Source organism: Paenibacillus sp. FSL P4-0176 (genome assembly GCF_037975265.1).
Lineage (GTDB): Bacteria > Bacillota > Bacilli > Paenibacillales > Paenibacillaceae > Paenibacillus > Paenibacillus amylolyticus.
Window position 1 is genome coordinate 2,901,949 of the sequence record NZ_CP150242.1, and the last position, 17,984, is coordinate 2,919,932.

The 17,984-nt window shown below is 45.1% G+C and carries 13 protein-coding genes; 10 read left to right on the forward strand and 3 right to left on the reverse strand.

Annotated elements, in window-relative coordinates; genetic code table 11:
* The first annotated feature begins 14 nt into the window (after nt 1-14).
* From MKY95_RS13510 to infC, 9 genes are all read left to right on the forward strand, one after another.
* A complete protein-coding gene (locus MKY95_RS13510; RefSeq protein WP_339199963.1) occupies nt 15-1,571 on the forward strand; it encodes a helix-turn-helix domain-containing protein in 1,557 nt (518 codons plus the stop codon).
* Nucleotides 1,572-1,790: 219 nt separating this feature from the next.
* Nucleotides 1,791-2,396 (forward strand): hypothetical protein, encoded by a 606-nt coding sequence (locus MKY95_RS13515; RefSeq protein ID WP_339199191.1) that lies wholly within the window; start codon nt 1,791-1,793, stop codon nt 2,394-2,396.
* Between the two features lie 233 nt (nt 2,397-2,629).
* Complete coding sequence (locus MKY95_RS13520; protein ID WP_339199194.1) at nt 2,630-3,664, forward strand: fibronectin type III domain-containing protein; 1,035 nt, start codon at nt 2,630-2,632, stop codon at nt 3,662-3,664.
* Nucleotides 3,665-3,915: 251 nt separating this feature from the next.
* Nucleotides 3,916-6,288: a putative PEP-binding protein gene (locus tag MKY95_RS13525; RefSeq protein ID WP_339199197.1), complete on the forward strand. Its 2,373-nt coding sequence runs from the start codon at nt 3,916-3,918 to the stop codon at nt 6,286-6,288.
* A 115-nt stretch (nt 6,289-6,403) separates the two neighbouring features.
* The gene (locus MKY95_RS13530; RefSeq protein ID WP_339199200.1) at nt 6,404-8,341 is read left to right on the forward strand and encodes an LTA synthase family protein; all 1,938 of its coding nucleotides are present in this window, start codon (nt 6,404-6,406) and stop codon (nt 8,339-8,341) included.
* A gap of 234 nt (nt 8,342-8,575) precedes the next feature.
* The gene (locus MKY95_RS13535) at nt 8,576-9,583 is read left to right on the forward strand and encodes an LLM class flavin-dependent oxidoreductase (protein WP_339199203.1); all 1,008 of its coding nucleotides are present in this window, start codon (nt 8,576-8,578) and stop codon (nt 9,581-9,583) included.
* A 99-nt stretch (nt 9,584-9,682) separates the two neighbouring features.
* Nucleotides 9,683-10,435, forward strand: coding sequence for a metallophosphoesterase family protein (locus MKY95_RS13540; RefSeq protein WP_339199206.1), 753 nt, complete (start codon nt 9,683-9,685; stop codon nt 10,433-10,435).
* 444 nt (nt 10,436-10,879) lie between these two features.
* Nucleotides 10,880-11,812 (forward strand): manganese-dependent inorganic pyrophosphatase, encoded by a 933-nt coding sequence (locus tag MKY95_RS13545; protein ID WP_076217128.1) that lies wholly within the window; start codon nt 10,880-10,882, stop codon nt 11,810-11,812.
* Between the two features lie 120 nt (nt 11,813-11,932).
* On the forward strand, nt 11,933-12,424 hold the full coding sequence (gene infC, locus MKY95_RS13550) for a translation initiation factor IF-3 (RefSeq protein WP_047842654.1): 492 nt from the start codon (nt 11,933-11,935) through the stop codon (nt 12,422-12,424).
* Nucleotides 12,425-12,610: 186 nt separating this feature from the next.
* On the opposite strand, the gene MKY95_RS13555 is transcribed toward infC, so the two are convergent.
* On the reverse strand, nt 12,611-13,435 hold the full coding sequence (locus MKY95_RS13555; protein WP_339199209.1) for a protein-glutamine gamma-glutamyltransferase: 825 nt from the start codon (nt 13,433-13,435) through the stop codon (nt 12,611-12,613).
* 210 nt (nt 13,436-13,645) lie between these two features.
* Here MKY95_RS13555 and MKY95_RS13560 point away from each other — a divergent pair, with 210 nt between their 5' ends.
* Nucleotides 13,646-16,393, forward strand: coding sequence for a PAS domain S-box protein (locus tag MKY95_RS13560; protein ID WP_339199212.1), 2,748 nt, complete (start codon nt 13,646-13,648; stop codon nt 16,391-16,393).
* 50 nt (nt 16,394-16,443) lie between these two features.
* On the opposite strand, the gene MKY95_RS13565 is transcribed toward MKY95_RS13560, so the two are convergent.
* Together MKY95_RS13565 and MKY95_RS13570 are read right to left on the reverse strand one after the other, a co-directional pair.
* Nucleotides 16,444-16,656, reverse strand: a complete 213-nt coding sequence (locus tag MKY95_RS13565; protein WP_017688899.1) for a hypothetical protein — start codon at nt 16,654-16,656, stop codon at nt 16,444-16,446.
* Nucleotides 16,657-16,773: 117 nt separating this feature from the next.
* Nucleotides 16,774-17,529, reverse strand: a complete 756-nt coding sequence (locus tag MKY95_RS13570; RefSeq protein WP_339199216.1) for a hypothetical protein — start codon at nt 17,527-17,529, stop codon at nt 16,774-16,776.
* Nucleotides 17,530-17,984: the final 455 nt, after the last annotated feature.

Sequence of the window (17,984 nt, forward strand, 5' to 3'; positions counted from 1 at the left end):
GTTTGTTATACAGAATGTCGTCTTCACACGCTATATTCGTTGTAACGTCTGGGAAAGGTTCAATAGTTTGCTCAGATCGGGAATCTCATCTGGAAAAAGGAATGATTATGTTTGTTCCGGCTGGAACATCCGTTAAAATAGAAGGTTCGTCTTGGAGAGAAAGTGAATTGCAGTACTATAAGCTTGATCTAATGGTGGCTGAGCTAAAAGAAGATATTTCGAACGCTTTGTCTAGAAGAAACACGGAGGAGCAGCAGGAACTTTCCCAAAGTCCAGATTCTCCGACATTATTACCGCCGCTTATGCAACTCAGCTTCAGTCCGTGGAGTTCCTGTCTGGAAGCCTTGGAACAAATACTGCGTCAACAGATCACTAGCGATTGGATCGAGCAATGGGAGGTACAGCTTCGTTTCCAGGAGTGGTTCCGTGCCTTGCTTCGCCAGAGTGCCTCCGAAACAGAAGTGCCTGATGATCGTGCCCGTCTTCAAAGTTCAATTCGTTATATTGGCGACCACTATGATCAGACGATAACCGTGGATGAGCTCGCGGCAGATATTGGTCTTACCAGAGCCAGCTACACTCGACAATTTAAAAGGATTACAGGCAAGCTTCCCCTTGATTATGTAAATGCGGTTCGGCTGGAGCGCTCGAAACAACTATTGCAGCTGACGGATGATCGCATCCATGAAATTGCACAGAATGTGGGCTTTAGCAGTGAGTATTATTTTGGTCGCCGTTTCAAGCAATATGCTGGTATTTCACCTGGATTGTATCGCCGTCATCATCGTCAAGAGGTTCGTGTCTTTGCCCCGTATCTGGAAGACTTTGTGTTGGCTCTTGGCGTAAAACCCGTATTGCAATGTTCGCATCACTCCTGGGGTAGACAGCATTATTTGGGGTTGGATGACGTACCTGAATTTGATGTGAGTCAGATGGATGCGCAGTTTAATCTGGGCAATGTACCTGATTTTATCATGCTGGACAAGGGATATGATCGATGGAATCTGGACCGCTTCGAGCAGGTAGCACCTACGTTTTACGTGGAACATCTGGGAGAAGATTGGCGCTCCATCTTGAGATCAACCGCCGATGTGTTGGGAAAGGTGAATCGGGTTCAAGATGTAATTGGTGCGTATGAGGACAAGGCAATGGAAGCTAAGAGTCGGTTATCACGTTATATGCGTGGTCAGACGGTAGCTTTTTTACGCATATCTGCTTCGGATATTACTCTCTATGGGGATCAGCAGGGCTACGTTGGCCCTGTAATATATCATGATCTTGGACTGACTCCGCACTCCCGTGTGCAGCAATGGACAAGACACGAGCGGAGGATTTTCATTGGGTTGGAGCAGTTAAGTCAGCTTAATGCGGATCACTTGTTGATTACATTTGACACTGGAAATTCTGCTAAACCTGGAGATGAGCGCGAACTGCTCGATAGGGATGAATGGAAACGTCTGCCTGCGGTGAAGAGCGGCAATGTGTATGAGGTGGACTTTATGTCGTGGATGAATTACGGTGTGATCTCACATGGGAAGAAGATTGAGGATGTACTGAGGTTTATGGCTTGAGGGATCGCATCCTGGTGCACCAATTTAAGATGGAAGAAATGTCATAGGGTTAAGACGCTATTTCTTAGCAGTGTTCCGCGAGGTAAATGGAGACATGAGAGACCCGAAAGCAGAAGGATAAGTGTGGTAGTTTGGGAAAAATAATTCCGAAGACAATGGTAAAAGGGGTTGTCAGTATTTTGATGGCGGCCCTCTTATTTTGTTTGAAAGGATGAGTTTATGGATGTTGTATCTGAAGTTTTTACTCAAATAGGTCAAACTGCAGTGATAGTGGGTGGGGCTGGTTGGCTTACAAAGTCCATATTTTCTAGTTGGCTCAATAAAAATGTTGAATCCCACAAATCCGAATTAAATAAATCAGTGGAGCAATATAAGTATGAAATTCAAAGAGAGTTGCAGTTGCATCAAATTAGAAATATTAAATTGCATAATGATCGGGCAGAAGTGATAAAAATTATGTATAGCCATTTAGTGAAAATGGAGCATTGGTTGGTGCAAACTTTTTGGCCAAAAGAGTACATAGGGCCATTAAACCTTGAAGATAGAGCAAAAGAGGCATACAAAGCTGTTGGAGAATTTCTGAGGTTTTATCAGCTTAATAAGATATTTTTCGGTAAGTCTACTTGCGAAAGTATAGATATGCTAATTAAGGAGTCCTTGCGTATTATAGAAGCTATGAGAGATTCATTAATAGACGGCACTGAAGACTCGCAAGTAAGACAAAAAGATGTATGGCACGATGCATGGAACTCTATAAATGCATCCATACCTCATTTGAAAGAAGAGTTAGAGAATGATTTCAGACAATTAATGGGGGTACTTTAACTTCAATTATACATAAGGCTTTTTTTTTCGTATCTCTATGTATCTTATTAGATGCAATGTAATTAAACTCAGTTTTTATGAATAGAAACGAGTATTTTGTGAAGTGTAAAATCCAATAAAAAATAAAATTTCAAGAAATTAGCTGATATTTATAGATCAGCAAGTTTATGTTTAGACGTTAATCTGGAAGGTCGCTATAGTTAGTTCAAGAATAATGAATAAGGAGATTAACGATGAAAAAAAATTGTTTGGCGTTTATGACTGTTTTGCTTATAGTACTGTTGTTTTCTCAGTCGACAACAAGAGCGGCATCTCCATTGAGTAATAAGGTAGATGGCATGCTTGGATTTTCTCCACCTACAGGAACTGAAGTTAAGGCAAGTAGTGAGTATTCTATTTACGTTGCGAAAAATGTAATTGATAGGAAATTAAAAAACGAATGGAATGCTGGTACATATAATGGTAGCATAGAGCTTAAATTTCCCGAGCCAACTGAGTTAAACTTTGTTCATATTAGCACTGCAGCAGAGCCTATTAGAGCGGTTTCATATCAAATATATGGTCTAAAGGATGGAAAATGGACCGCTATAAGTCAAAAAGAAACACAATCATTATCAGAAAGGTTCAACACACCTCCGCCAATTAAAGTTACACAAGGAAAATACGAAGGAATAAAGATTGATGGAGAAGGTGGGTCTTCTTGGTTGGCAATTGATGAGATAACTTTAGGTATTTTAGAAGATATTAGATTAAATGGTTCCGTTAAAGGAACGACTGCCACCTTAAATTGGAATACAATAAATGATGCAACAGGATATAAACTGCAATATGGTACTGATTCAGGGAGTTATAAAGATTCGGTTACAATTGAAGGGAAAGAAAGTTCAGTTTACCAAGTGCCTAATTTAGAATACGGTAAAACTTACTACTTTCAAATTGTTGCCATATTTAATGGAGTGGAAACCGTAATTTCCAATGAAGTTGTATTAGCTGTGAATGAGAAGGAGACCGACACTCCAACACCAGAACAACCTCCTGGCGACCGTGCGATTCTCGTCGTTACCATGACAACGGGCTTGGAGAAGGAATTCGACCTAAGCTTGAAAGAAGTGAATGATTTCATCGACTGGTATGAAGCCAAGCAAGCTGGAAGCGGAAAAGCTTCGTATGCGATCGATAAACACGACAACAACAAAGGGCCATTTAAGAGTCGGAAGGATTATATACTGTTTGATCGGGTGTTGACGTTTGAGGTAAGTGAATACTAAAAAATGTGAAGTTCCTCCAGCTTAGCTGAAGGGGCTTCTTTTTGCTTCCCAGTGAAATGCAACTGCTCGAAAGGCTTGTTTCATCTTATTTTAGTGTAACGTTTACAAAAAAAAAGGATAACGAGCACAAAATGCAAAAGCGGATGTCCTTGACTGAACGATTGTGACATACCATTAGAGTGAAGGCTGATCTGTAACGCAGGGATTGAAGTCTTCAAGCATAGCCATGAATGGCGGATGGGAGAGCTGTAATGACAAAACGGGTAATTCTGTTGGAAGAAGGTACGGCAGAGATGAAAGGGCTAATGGGCAGTAAAGGGGCTGATCTTGCAGAGCTAATCCATGCAGGGTGGTCTGTCCCGGCCGGATTTGTAGTCACAACGGAATGCTGTCGCGAGTTCTGTACCCGTCTTGGACATCTTTCCGGTGAAGGAGAGGAAGAGATTATTAACGCTATCCGGCATCTGGAACAGCAAACCGGGAAGTTCTTCGGACATTCGGAGAATCCGCTACTACTCGCGGTACGTACGGACCAGGATCGAGCCTCAGCAACTGCGACACGATCACTGCTCAATGTTGGTCTGAATGATATTACTGTGGAAGGACTCGCACGTCAAACCGGTGATCGGTTGTATGCACTCCAATGTTATCTAGATTACTTAAAGGAATATGGACAGCTGGTATATGCAATTCCGTCTGAATTTTTCACAGAAATATCGAGTCACGTCAAGGGTCGGGATGAAACGGAACTTGAATTAACCATTACCGAATTTAAATATTTAATTGAAGGGGAGGGGCGTAACCCTTTTCCTCAAGATGTTCAACTTCAATTCAAAGAAGCAGTACGTGCGGTATATCATTCACAGCGTATTAAAGCATCCAGATCTCAGGACGAGATCATGCGTAAATCATATTACATCTCTTCGGAGCAAAGCGCTCCTGTTCTTATACAGACGATGATGCATGGAAAATGTGGAGAATCAAGCGGGACAGGAACAATATATACGTGTAACCCACTTACAGGAGAAAAGGGAATTACAGGACAATATGTCCCAACCGGGAACGCGAGCCAAACAGATCACAGCCTGGAGCGTTTACGGAATGACGAACCTGAGCTGTACACAAGTTTGCTGGAGATAGGTAGCCAGCTGGAGACGCATAAGGGAGAAGTGCAGGAAATCACCTTTGTGATTGAATCCGGCGCGTTGTATGTTGTGCAGACCCAGCCCGCACGATTATCCTCAACAGCCACACTGAGGAGTACTGTGGATTTTGTCCATGAAGGACTCCTCACCAAGGAGGATGCACTTCTTCGCATCGAACCTGCGCATATCACGGAAGTGTTGAAGCAACACTACACAGATTCTAACAGCGAAGCGAGCAATGGACATCTGCCCGTACAGATCCAGCCAGTAACTAATGATGAATGTCCAGCTTATAACAACTCAGATTCACTTTTATCAGCAGATCTGCAACTACTGCTCAATTGGGCTGATGAAGTGAAAGAGTTGAAGGTACTGGCCAATGTAGATCATCCACAGGATGCCATGACAGCACGGCTACAAGGGGCCGAGGGAATAGGTCTATGCCGGACGGAGAACATGCTGTTATCGCCTGCGCGGTTACCATTTGTACAAAAAATGATCCTGGCAGACAGTGAATCCGAACGCAGGCGTGGTTTGGAGCGTCTGTTGCCGATGCAGCAGTCTGATTTTGAACAGATATTCGAAGCGATGGATGGATATCCGGTAACGATACGTTTGCTGGATTCGCCGTTGCATGAACTGTTACCGGATCTGGGAGTGTTGGAGAAACGACGTGAGTGGTTACAAGCAGAGGAGTGGCAGGAGCAAAAAGACCATCAGATTGAACTGGAGGAACTGGAGCGTGTCATTCGCAGAGTCAGTGAATTGCATGAACATAATCCGACATTGGAGCAACAGGCTTGTCGGCTGAGTACGGTGTTCCCGGAGATCGTTGATATGCAGCTGGAAGCGATATTCCGCGCAGCGGTGAAAGGCATCCGGCAAGGCTGGTGGGTACGTCCCGAGATTATGATCCCGCACATCGGTCATGTGCATGAACTTCAGGTGATGAGAGATCTGGTGGATCATGTGGCTGACCAAGTGCTGGGTGAGGAGAAGCGGCATTGTCACTATAGAGTGGGGGCCATGATCGAAGCTCCGAGAGCGGCGCTGACGGCGACACACATTGCTCGCCAGGCTGACTTTTTCTCGTTTGGCACGGATGAGCTGACAGAGATGACATTTGGATATAGTCGTCATGAAGCTGAGAAGCGGCTCCTTCTCCTTCAACGTGATACGGACTCTCGTCCGATAACGAATAATCCATTTCATGTGCTGGACATTGAGGGAGTCGGACAACTGATCGAGATGGCTGTCGTCCAAGGTCGAATTCGAAAACCTCATCTGAAGACAGGGATCTGTGGAGAAAATGTTGTGGACCTGGAGTCGATTACGTTCTGCCACCGCATTGGTCTGGATTACGTAAGTTGTTTGCCTGAACAGATCCCTTATGCACGAATTGCTGCTGCACAAGCAGCCATTAAGGGACAGAGAGAGGGAGCGGACACGCAGAACACGGATATCTCTACAATTGCGTAACGATCACTCTGTCCTACACGGAACTTCCATGGAATAGCAACCAGAAAACTGTTATACTGAAATATACGTTTTGTAAAAGGAACGTAAAATTTCAGGGTAAGGGTTGAAAGCGACCATGTATAATTCCAAAAATGAACGAACTTCATCACGGACCTTATTCGCCGTGTTATTCATTCTTATGCTGCTCAAGCTGTCACTACTGCGGTATTTCTTTTTCCAGGGTCTGTCCGGCATCGGTCTGTTAACTGACGCATTAGGTGCATTAACGTTGGTATGCCTGCTGGATCTGATCGTGCCCAAAGGCTGGAAGCGAGCAGTATACGGGGGATTCAATATTCTGTTTTCTCTGGTTCTGTTCGCGGCTACGCTGTATAACGTTCATTTCAGTTCGGTACCTACCTATACCGTGCTAAGTGAGCTGGGGCAGGTTGCCCAAGTGCGGGGAAGTATCGGACCGCTGGTGCGACCGGAACACTTTCTGTTTTTTGCAGACATCGTACTGGCATTGCCAATATGGTTGATTATGCGCAGACGTGCTGGCGGGCGTAACTACAGCAGTTACCGCGATAGCGGTTTGACGTTTGGCAGAATTCGCAGACGTTACTGGGGCAAACTCGGCGTTGCGCTTACGGCTGCATTCTGCATCGTGCTGTCTGGCAGTTTTATTGTCAAAGGTGAAACGATTGATAACGAGCTGGTTCGAGCCGAGAATCTCGGTTTCCTGAACTATCAGGTATCGTCTGCCATTCTGACGAGCAAAGAAAATGAGGCCATTGCGAATGGCAACATTAACGAAACCATTGCCAAGATCAATGAGCTGGTTAGCCAGTATCCGTATCAGGATACACCAAGTGACGGCACAGCTGTGAAAGCCAAATATTTTGGTCAGGCCAAAGGCAGCAATCTGATCGTACTGCAACTGGAGTCCTTTCAGAATTTCCCGATTAATGCTTCATTAGACGGTCAGGAGTTAACACCGGTACTGAATGATCTGGCCAAAGAAAGCTATTATTTCTCTCATTTTTTCCAACAGATCGGACAGGGAAACACATCAGACGCTGAGTTCATGTCGAACACGTCTATCTATCCAACCGGAGTTGTTCCCATGTCGGCAGGGTACAGTGACCGCGAACTGCCGAGTCTTCCCAAGTTATTGGGGAAAGAGGGATATGAGTCCGAGACGTACCACGTCAATGACGTCACCTTCTGGAACCGGAACAAGATGTATCCGGCACTCGGATTCACTCGTTACTTCGACAAGCCCAGCTTTGAGAATGACAGATTCAATGACTTTGGACCATCGGATGAAGAGTTGTACCGTGTAGGTGTGGAAAAAATGACTGCGCATCAGGCTGCGAATCAGCCGTTCTATGCTCAGTTCATTACGGCATCGAGCCACTCGCCGTTTACGGTTCCCGCTGATCGCGCACGGATCACGATTCCTGCGACCATTACGAACAAACTGCTTCACGATTATCTGCAAGCGATCAACTATACGGATTATGCCATCGGTCAACTCATTAATGAGTTGAAGGCGAATGGATTATGGGATAATACTACTTTAGTGCTCTACGGAGACCACTTTGGTCTGCCTGCTGACGAAGAGATTACACAGCAGATTCAGGCCAATCTGGGCGTCCCGTATGATGGCAAAGTAAGTCGTTTCAACATTCCGTTAATGATTCATACGCCGAAACAGACCAAAGGACAAGTGATTGAGCAGCCAGGCGGTCAGTTGGATATGTTGCCAACGATCATGAACCTGATGGGAGTTTCCCTTCAAGATGAGAAATTCACTGCCTTCGGACATGATCTGCTCAACATGGACCACAATGCCTTTGGTATCCGGTATTACTTGCCAACGGGTTCATTTGTCAACGATGACATTATGTTTATCCCGGGTGCGGGCTTTGACGATGGAACAGCCTATTCGCTGAAGACATACGAGCCGGTAACGGATTTGGAACCGTATCGTGCCGATTATGAACATGTGCTCAGCCTGATGAAACTGTCTGACGAGTATGTGAAGTTGTTACCAAAACGTGCACCATAAGTTATTATTTCTCCAATAGTAGTTAGTAAAAACGTCACCGGTCTAAGAACTGGTGGCGTTTTTTGCATGTTTCTTGCACAAGTGTGGTAATAAAGAGAATAACTAAAGTTTGAAACTGTAATAATTAATGTTACAATGTAATGAGCAAGAATGAAGTGAGCAAGAGCGCGTAATATACGCAGATCTCATATTCACAGCACTTATGAACCTAACAGACGAGAGGATTGAATATATATGAAGCTGAGTGTACTCGAACATGGACATATCAATGAAGGACGAAGTGTACAGGATACGTTGCAGGAAACGGTGAAACTCGCACAACATGCGGATCAATTGGGGTACTCCCGTTTCTGGATGTCGGAGCATCACGGTAGTGGTGCACTGTCATTCTCCAGTCCTGAAGTTATGATTGCACATGTGGCTGCACATACGGATCGAATTCGCGTAGGTTCCGGTGGCGTTATGCTTCCTCATTATAGTGCCTATAAGGTTGCAGAGAATTTCCGTCTGCTGGAAGCTTTGCATCCGGGACGGATTGACCTTGGGATTGGCAGAGCACCGGGCGGCATGCCGATTGCCAGCAGAGCTCTGAATGAAGGCAAATCATCGAATGTACAATTTTTCCCGCAACAGATCGCGGATCTGGGCGGATACTTCCACGAGCAGTTGCCCGAGGATCATCGGTTCGCATCCCTGGTAGCCGGACCATCGGTTCCAACGGTTCCTGAAGTATGGTTGCTGGGTTCCAGCTCCGAAGGTGCTAGAATTGCTGCAGCGCAAGGGACATCGTATGCGTTTGCCCAATTCTTCGGAACACCAGGCGGCGAAGAAGCGATGAAGCATTACCGCAGACATTTCAAGCCGTCTATCCTGAATGACAAACCACATTCAATGATCGCTGTTTCGGCATTCTGCGCGGAGACAGAGGAAGAAGCCGCTGAACTTGCGCGCAGCAATGAACTTTTCTTCTTACGCCTTGGACGAGGTCTTGAACAAAGTTCATTCCCATCTCTGGAGACGGTGAACAACTATCCATACACAGCGATGGAGATGGAACAGATTCGTCAACGTCGTTCTTTTTCCATCGTGGGAACACCGGATCAGGTGAGAGACAAAATTACCGCAATGGCTGAACGCCATGAAGCGGATGAAGTCATTATTGCGTCAGCGGTCCATTCGTTTGAAGCACGTCTGCGCTCATTCGGCTTGATTGCAGAAGCCTTTGGACTCAAGCAGGACTAATGGTGAGCAAGCGGGAATAACTACTCTAAACAGACTGGAATCTTGCTCATGCAAGGTTCCGGTTATACTCTTGCGTGATCAGGGGGAGGAGAGATTCACATGCGCAGATGTGTCATTAGTGATATTCATGGCTGTTACGATGAATTTAATGCACTGCTTAAGCTTGCAGATTATAATCCGCAGCAGGATGAATTGATTTTACTCGGTGATTATGTGGATCGCGGTCCAAGCAGTAAACAGGTCATCGAACAGATTATGCAGCTTCAGCAACAGCACCATATTATAGTGATCAAAGGCAATCACGATGCCATGATGGTCAAGGCGTTAACCCAGGATGTTGAGCAATATGATCAACACTGGATCCGTAATGGTGGATTACAGACGATGGCAAGTTATCTGGATCTGGAGCTTACTTATGATGAGCAACAGATAGATTGGGAAGCTTATGCTGAAGCCAAAAAGTGGATACGTACACACTATGAACACCATCTTCGTTTTCTGGAACAGCTTCCGCTGGTGTACGAGATTCCGGGTTATATTTTTGTGCATGCCGGGATCAACCCGGATATCGAGGATTGGAGAAGCCAGTCCGAGCGGGACTTCATCTGGATTCGTGAATCATTCTATTCCAGACCAACGACGATTAGAGAGACAGTCGTATTTGGACACACCCCCGTGAAGCATTTGCATGATGAGACAGGTATTTGGTTTGACCCGAGCGGAGACAAAATTGGCATTGATGGTGGTTGTGCCTACGGAGCACAATTGAACCTGCTGGAGATTAGCGAAGACGGCAGTCTACAGACCTTTTTTGTACGGCAAGGGCAGAGCGCGGAAGAGCCTGAGATTTAATGTTTTCGTTGCGTATCAGAGTTTCGTATGCTAATTTATAAGGTTGTACGATGGAATAAATAGGATACATACCATATCGACTTGAGGGTAATGAACCAAGCTTGGCTATTTTCCAAAATGACTTGCCTGAGAATGATTTGCAATTAATTCGCTGTAAAGGGATTGGAATTAAGCCTTATTAGCGCTATAATCAGTAGGGTATGATTGAAATATGACATATATTTTCTATATAAGTTCAACTAAACTTTTTACACGAGAACGGAGAGGACAGAAAAAAGCTGGAGAAGCGGAGCGTTCGCCTTTATCACCGGATTTTCCCTTTAAAAGGGAATCAAAAAATCTGGGGATAACAGCGATCGGAAGGTTATTCTGTCATCGGAGTGGCAAGTGTAAACATTCTTTGGTTAAACTTATATAAATCAGAATTGACGGAGGGCTATGAATATGGAAAAAGCGTTAATCTTCGGTCACAAAAATCCCGACACGGATACGATCTGTTCGGCAATCGCCTATGCGGATCTCAAAACAAAATTGGGTCAAGATGTTGAAGCTGTTCGCCTCGGCGAAGTCAATGGTGAAACCCAGTTTGCACTGGATCAATTCAAAATTGCAGCACCACGTCTGATTAAAACAGCTGCAAATGAAGTAAACAAAGTTATTCTGGTTGACCACAACGAGCGTCAGCAAAGTGTAAGCGATATTGAGGAAGTGACTGTTGTTGAAGTTATCGACCATCACCGTATTGCTAACTTTGAGACAAGCGGTCCTCTGTATTTCCGTGCAGAGCCTGTAGGTTGTACAGCAACCATTTTGAATAAAATGTACAAAGAAAATGGCATCGAAGTGAGTGCACCGATTGCTGGCCTGATGCTGTCTGCGATTATCTCCGATTCCCTGTTGTTCAAATCCCCGACTTGCACAGAGCAGGACGTAGCCGCTGCACGTGAACTGGCTGCCATTGCTGGTGTAGATGCAGACACTTATGGTCTGGACATGCTGAAAGCCGGCGCGGATCTGAGCCAAAAAACAATTGCTGAACTGATTTCCCTGGATGCCAAAGAATTCGTAATGGGTCAATCCAAAGTGGAAATTGCACAGGTTAATGCCGTTGACGTGAATGATGTTCTCGTGAAGCAACCTGAGCTTGAAGCAGCTATTGAAGCGATCATTTCGAGTAAAGGTCTCGACCTGTTTGTATTTGTCGTAACAGACATTCTGAACAACGATTCCGTAGCTTTGGCATATGGTACATCCACTAAAGCAGTGGAGAAAGCCTACAATGTGACGCTGTCTGATAGCAGAGCTATCTTGAAAGGCGTAGTATCACGCAAATCACAAATTGTACCGGTTCTGACGGAAGCATTCAACACGCTGTAAATCAAACCGATTGGCGTATTTGTACGCTAATACGTATTACAAATAAGTAGCAACACCATCCTAGCCTGCTCTGATCCGTAAATGGTCAGGACAGGCTTTTGATGTAGAGGAGGAAGAATCATGATCAAAAATGAAAAGATCAAAGCAGCCGAAGTGCAGCTGACCGGCCTGAATGGTGAAGATCTGGGTGTGATGTCCACGCAGGAAGCACTTCTACTTGCAAAGCAGCATAAAGTAGATCTGGTGTGCTTGTCCTTGATGACAAGTCCACCGCCATGCAAGCTGATTGGAGCTGGAGCAGCCAAAGCAGAAGCGCAGCAGGCGAAGAAAAAAGCGAGTAAATCTCCCGATAAACGTAAAGTAAAGGAAATTCGCTTGAACCTTGCGATGGAAGATCATGACCGGGAGACGAAGCAGTCTCAGGCGGAGCGCATTCTGAAGAAGGGTGATTCGGTAAAACTCGTCATCCAGGTGCATGGAGCCAAAGAAGGAGTTGCAGGCAAGGAGTGGGCTGAACAACTGAGCAAATCGCTGGCTGAATTCGGTAGCAAAACGACAGGTGTTCAGGTAAGTGGTAAACAGGTTGTTGTGCAACTGGACCCGAATGCGTAAACTGCCAGAAGCGATCCTCGATGTAGCACAAAGGTAACGCGAATGTCGATATAGTAATGATTTTTTGGATGTAAAAAAGCCCAATGAGGTGGCAGGTTAACTGCTACTGTATTGGGCTTGTTTGTCATCACTTGGATTGAGGTATTGTTCGCAATTGAATGCAAAATCCGTTTCCGTTTCAGTAGTTCAGCTGCGTAAATAACGGCTGCCACCAAGTCGTACATATAACTGTCCTGGTAATACAGGCGTAGAACCAGCGGCCATATTATTCTGGCTGTTTTTGGCGAATCGGGATAAATAAAAGAAGTCCGGATAGATCACCATATCCATTAAGTAGGCGGAGACTCGGCTACCTGGAACGCGGAACTGATTCAGGGTGCGTATAATCTCTTCGCCACTTGCAATACCAATGCCATGACCATAATACAAGTTCTCGCGCAGCATGAACGTATTCTCTCCCTGCCACTCGGGGGTTTCCGGAGAAACATCTGGATTTTTGAAATACAGCACATCTCCTGGCAGGGCGGTTTCGCTACCGTTTTTTTCGGTTAATCGCAGGTCACTGTCATAATGCCAGTCAAAGAGTAACAGATTGCGAAACAGGGAATTAAAGGCGTCTTCGCGAATGCTTCCCAGTACGCCACCATAAAGCACAATAACGGTGGCTGTTGCACATTCAAAGGCATATAAGTGTCCATTCCTCCAGATATCCCGGATGCCGTCGGCGGGGGTCACGTTTGATCTTAGCTCAAACCCACCTTCCGCATTACGATTCCAGTAGGCAGGATTACATCTGGATTTTTCAAAGGATGCAAAACTCACACCGCTTCGATCCAGTCCTTCCGCGGCTTCCACGAGAGAGCCCCTCAAGTCCCATTCAAATCGAAGATGATCCATGGATTGGTACACATACCTCGTTGGACGATTCTGGAGTTGCTGTAACCAATACCATTCAAAATCAGACCATTCCGAGCGGTTCAGTTCTACGGGTTGATTTGCGACAATGATCATAATCTATAACCTCCATTCCTATTCGAATATTCAACATTGTATAATCGGGAGAGCACGGGTATTGTGTAGTATATGTCGATTCAAGCAGGGATTTTGTCCGATCTCGTTTATCAAACATGGCATTTGGGGTAGTACTCTATAGATGAAGTTATGTTCAGGTCGATCTATTCATACGGAATACATTCAGATTCTCATAAAGGAGGACATGTAATGTCGAAATCCATTACAGAGAGCCGATCTCTGTTCGAACAATTGTATACGCACGCACCAATCGGCATTGCTGTCGCATCGCATGTAAATGGACGGTGGTTGCAGCTTAATCCTGCATTTTGCGAGATGCTTGCATACAGTGAAGATGAACTGATCGATACTTCGGTCATACATATGATCTACGAAGAAGATCTGCATATGGAGGAATTCCGCAGCAAGTTCTGGGAAATGACTCATGAAACAAGTCCGATGTACGAGACGGAGGTTCGTCTGAAACGAAAGGACGGTTCGTTATTGTGGGCAACCATTAGAGCTTGCATTGTTAGGGATGAAACGAATGGTGAGCCATTGTATTTGTTGGTACAGGCTGCTGACATTACGAAACAAAAAGATGCAGAGGAAATCCTCATTGTGCAACGTAAGCAATTGGAAGAGAGCAGTCGCATCTCTCGCCTGCTGGCGGAGTCTTCACTAGACCTGATTGCAATACATGATGCCGATTCAAGTCGTACATTTAAATATGTATCGAATGCATGTAAAAGCATGTTGGGCTATGAGTTGGAAGAAGTTATAGGTAAGCCGGGAACATTTGTGATCTATCCGGAGGATGTGCCTTTGGTTGAAGCGTACGTAGAAGAGCAGAGAAAGGGTCTGGCTCCCAAACGGCTCAATTATCGCCTGTTACATAAGGATGGATCTACGGTATGGGCAGATACGATTACGCACTATGTATATGACGATTCAGGTGAATTAATGGAGATGGTCGCCGTAACCCGGGATATCACAGCCAGCCAGCAACAACAGTTAAGCATGCAGGAGTACAGATCGTTATTTGACTGTAATCCCCTAGGTGTGGCTTCTCTTGATCTGGAAGGCAATCTGCTGAAAGCCAATATGGGTCAGGAACAGCTGACAGGACACACCAAGGAGGAGCTGCTGAGTCGGCCTTTTGATCACCTCATTGATCCTGTGGATCTGGAGAAGACTCGATATCATTTTGAGGAAACGGTGAAGGGCAATGCACAGAGCTACGAGATAGGTTTAATTCACAAAAATGGGCAGCGGATTGAAACAAATGTGATTAATGTTCCTATTATACTCGAGGACAAAGTTGTTGGGATCTACGGGATTACGAGTGACATTACTGAGTCCAAACGTTACGTCGAAGAAATCGAGAATCTTAGTTATGAACGGGCATTGATTTTGAATGGCATGTCTGAGGGTGTTATTGGACTGGACCTGGAAGGGAATCTGAACTTTGCCAATCCGGCCGCTGCGGAGATCATGAACTTCTGTCCAAGTGAATTGAATGGCAGACCATTAGAGCAGATGATGATCCAAATGCAGAGCGAAGGCATCCCCTACCCATCCAAGGATACACCAATTCTACAGGCTGTTCGTGAGGGACGAGGTCTGCCACGTACCGAATCCGTATTCTGGAGACAGGATGGGTCCAGTTTCCTGGCGGAGTTCCAATTGAAGCCGATTATGGATCAGGGTAGAACCCGCGGAGCAGTATTGGTTTTCCGTGATATGACATCTGTTAAGGACATCATACGTGCCAAGGAAGCAGCAGAGCATGCAGACCGGGCAAAGTCCGAGTTTCTCGCCATCATGAGTCATGAGCTTCGTACGCCATTAAACGGCATCATGGGCATGGCCCATCTGTTAATGGAAACCGAGCTGGATGATGAACAGAAAGGTTTTGCGGAAATCATGATTGATAGCGGCGAATCCCTTTTGTACATTTTGAACGAAATTTTAGATTTCAGCAAAATCGAAGCAGGCAAAATGGATCTTGAGCGTGCACCTGTAGATATTAAGGCGATGCTGGGTGGGGTGATCGAGCTGTTTGCACTGAAGGCATCAGAGAAAAATATTGAACTCTATTGTGAAGTGTCGGACCATATTCCTGAACGAGTTCGAGGGGATGAGACACGAATCCGGCAGATTTTGATTAATCTGGTGGGTAATGCCGTTAAATTCACAGAGCAGGGCCGTATTATGGTGAGCGTAGGTGCTGATTTCTCAGATGAGCATGGTCAGGATAACCTGATGTTGACCTTTAAGGTGAGAGATACGGGGATTGGCATTCCAATAGAAAAGCAGCATCAGTTGTTCCAATCCTTCTCACAGCTTGATCCGGCCATTAATCGTAAGTTTGGCGGGACAGGTCTAGGCCTTGCGATCAGCAAAAAACTGGTAGAATTAATGGGCGGAGCGATTGGTGTACAGAGTGAGATCGGTGAGGGGGCAGAATTCCAGTTCACCCTCGTAGTGGAGCGGTGGTTAGAGGAAAGTAATGACCCGATTGAAATCACCACGAATGATGAACTGCAATTGGATCGAGCGAGTCTTGCCCATGACATCAAAATTTTGATTGCTGAGGATCAAGCGGTCAACAGTCATCTGTTGGAGGAGATGCTGCGCAAGTTTGGCGGAGTCTGTGATATCGTTGAGAATGGTGCACAGGCCGTCGATTCATTGAACAAGGTTCAATATGACCTGGTGTTTATGGATATTCAAATGCCCGTTATGGATGGGATTGAAGCGACCTGCCACATCAGACAGAGCCACCCAGAAATACCGGTTATTGCAGCGATTACAGCTTTTGCAGGCGCCGGTGACCGTGAGGAGTGTCTGAAATGCGGGATGCAGGACTTTATCAGCAAACCGTTTCATTCCACGGAGATTAGCCGCGTATTGAATACATGGGTTCCATATATTCGCTCTCAAAGGGTAACGTAACAGAAAAATAACCTGTGCCTTGAAATTCAAGGTACAGGTTATTCTGTCATTTACGACCAGCCTCCGATTAACCCGGAGAGGGTTACGCATTCGTCATCTTCCAAATCTGCAATCAGAGTGAGTTCTTCGTTGTCTTGTGGATCAACGGAGAATAATTCACGGCGTCCGTCCTCATGCACAATAATGACTAACTGATGGCCGCCCTTTGTATCAAACTGGTACTTAACTCCAATACCAGGTAGTGGGCATTCGCGGATATTCATGAAACCTGTCACCTCTTTAGCTTTGCTTAATAAAAAATTAACCGTTCACACAGTACGGATGTATTCTACTATCCATAACACCGTTTGGCAAGTCACAAATAAAATTGGTGTGAAGAATTAATTTTTTTCACGATGTGATCTTGCACTATGGCGCTGTCTGGCCCGTCTGCGACGAACAAAAAACCAAATGAGCAGAGCAGCGATACATAATAGGCCTATGACTGCAATTATGATGATATTCCGGATATTGGGAACCTGTACAGTCAGATCCAGTTTATTCATCTGGAGGGGTGAAACGTGCCAAATAAGCGTTTTTCCGCCATCCTCCACTTGATCCGCATTCGAATCGGCTGCCTTGATGGGCAAAGACAACTTGAAGTCAAAGTTAACATCTTTTAACAAGAGGTTTTTAAGAAAGCTAGGCACCTTGTTAATTTGATTTTTGATCTCACCATCGGGCATGGACTCCATGAGATCGGCTTCTGCTGTAATGTGCATCTTGGAAGTGAAGAAGCCGGGGGAAGTTGTTTGTTCAACTTTGATCCCTTGTGGTAACTTGGACGTATCAAAGCTGGTTTTATTGCTTTTTTCATAATGGGTGGTCGCTGTGAGCTGCTTCTGATCTCCCTGTTCCGAAACCTCTGCCTGGAAGTTATTTCGATTCAATGCATCTGCGATCAGAGGCATGAGATTGTCTTGTCCAATTTTTCCAAGAGCAGAGTTCTTTACGTTGAGATTGAGATCCAGATCCGTTGATCCATCCATATTTACCGTTAGATGGGCTTCTCCATCAGCACAGGCGGTCAAAACAGATAACATAAGGGCTAATAAAACAGTAAGAAATAGCTGACGTAAGGGAATGCGAGTTGACATGTCTTTCAACCTTTCTGCGTAAAAATCCAAATTCCATTTCATAGAAGTATAGTATACACCGTAAGCATGGCGGATGAAACTTTGCACCGTGCAGCGAGGTACGTATGATTTAGTGTGATCGGGGAAATAATCCATTTATTAAAATTAAAGATTTCGTATTTTTGTCAATGTTCGGTCAATTCAAACGGCGCTTCACCGTGTACACTAGTAGTAGTGTGATGAATATACGGAAGCAGGGAGGTTACATTCATGACATATATCATTATTATGGCCGTTATTATGGTCGTGGGCATGGTCGGAATGGGCTGGTTCTATCAGATTATGGATAAAGACCAAAGCTAGTATTGTTTAAATGTGAAAAGAAGAGAGACAACCTATAAGCTGGCTTCGCTAACGCGAGGCGGGCTTATTTGTGTGGGGAAAAATTTTGAGGCATTGACCTTACATAAGTAAGT

Bases quoted from the DNA above. Each gene is read 5' to 3' on its own strand.
- MKY95_RS13555 (WP_339199209.1), bottom strand. From the start codon at position 13,435: ATGATCATTGTCGCAAATCAACCCGTAGAACTGAACCGCTCGGAATGG.
- MKY95_RS13510 (WP_339199963.1), top strand. From the start codon at position 15: ATGTCGTCTTCACACGCTATATTCGTTGTAACGTCTGGGAAAGGTTCA.
- MKY95_RS13525 (WP_339199197.1), top strand. From the start codon at position 3,916: ATGACAAAACGGGTAATTCTGTTGGAAGAAGGTACGGCAGAGATGAAA.
- MKY95_RS13515 (WP_339199191.1), top strand. From the start codon at position 1,791: ATGGATGTTGTATCTGAAGTTTTTACTCAAATAGGTCAAACTGCAGTG.
- infC (WP_047842654.1), top strand. From the start codon at position 11,933: ATGATCAAAAATGAAAAGATCAAAGCAGCCGAAGTGCAGCTGACCGGC.
- MKY95_RS13545 (WP_076217128.1), top strand. From the start codon at position 10,880: ATGGAAAAAGCGTTAATCTTCGGTCACAAAAATCCCGACACGGATACG.
- MKY95_RS13560 (WP_339199212.1), top strand. From the start codon at position 13,646: ATGTCGAAATCCATTACAGAGAGCCGATCTCTGTTCGAACAATTGTAT.
- MKY95_RS13530 (WP_339199200.1), top strand. From the start codon at position 6,404: ATGTATAATTCCAAAAATGAACGAACTTCATCACGGACCTTATTCGCC.
- MKY95_RS13540 (WP_339199206.1), top strand. From the start codon at position 9,683: ATGCGCAGATGTGTCATTAGTGATATTCATGGCTGTTACGATGAATTT.
- MKY95_RS13565 (WP_017688899.1), bottom strand. From the start codon at position 16,656: ATGAATATCCGCGAATGCCCACTACCTGGTATTGGAGTTAAGTACCAG.
- MKY95_RS13535 (WP_339199203.1), top strand. From the start codon at position 8,576: ATGAAGCTGAGTGTACTCGAACATGGACATATCAATGAAGGACGAAGT.
- MKY95_RS13520 (WP_339199194.1), top strand. From the start codon at position 2,630: ATGAAAAAAAATTGTTTGGCGTTTATGACTGTTTTGCTTATAGTACTG.
- MKY95_RS13570 (WP_339199216.1), bottom strand. From the start codon at position 17,529: ATGTCAACTCGCATTCCCTTACGTCAGCTATTTCTTACTGTTTTATTA.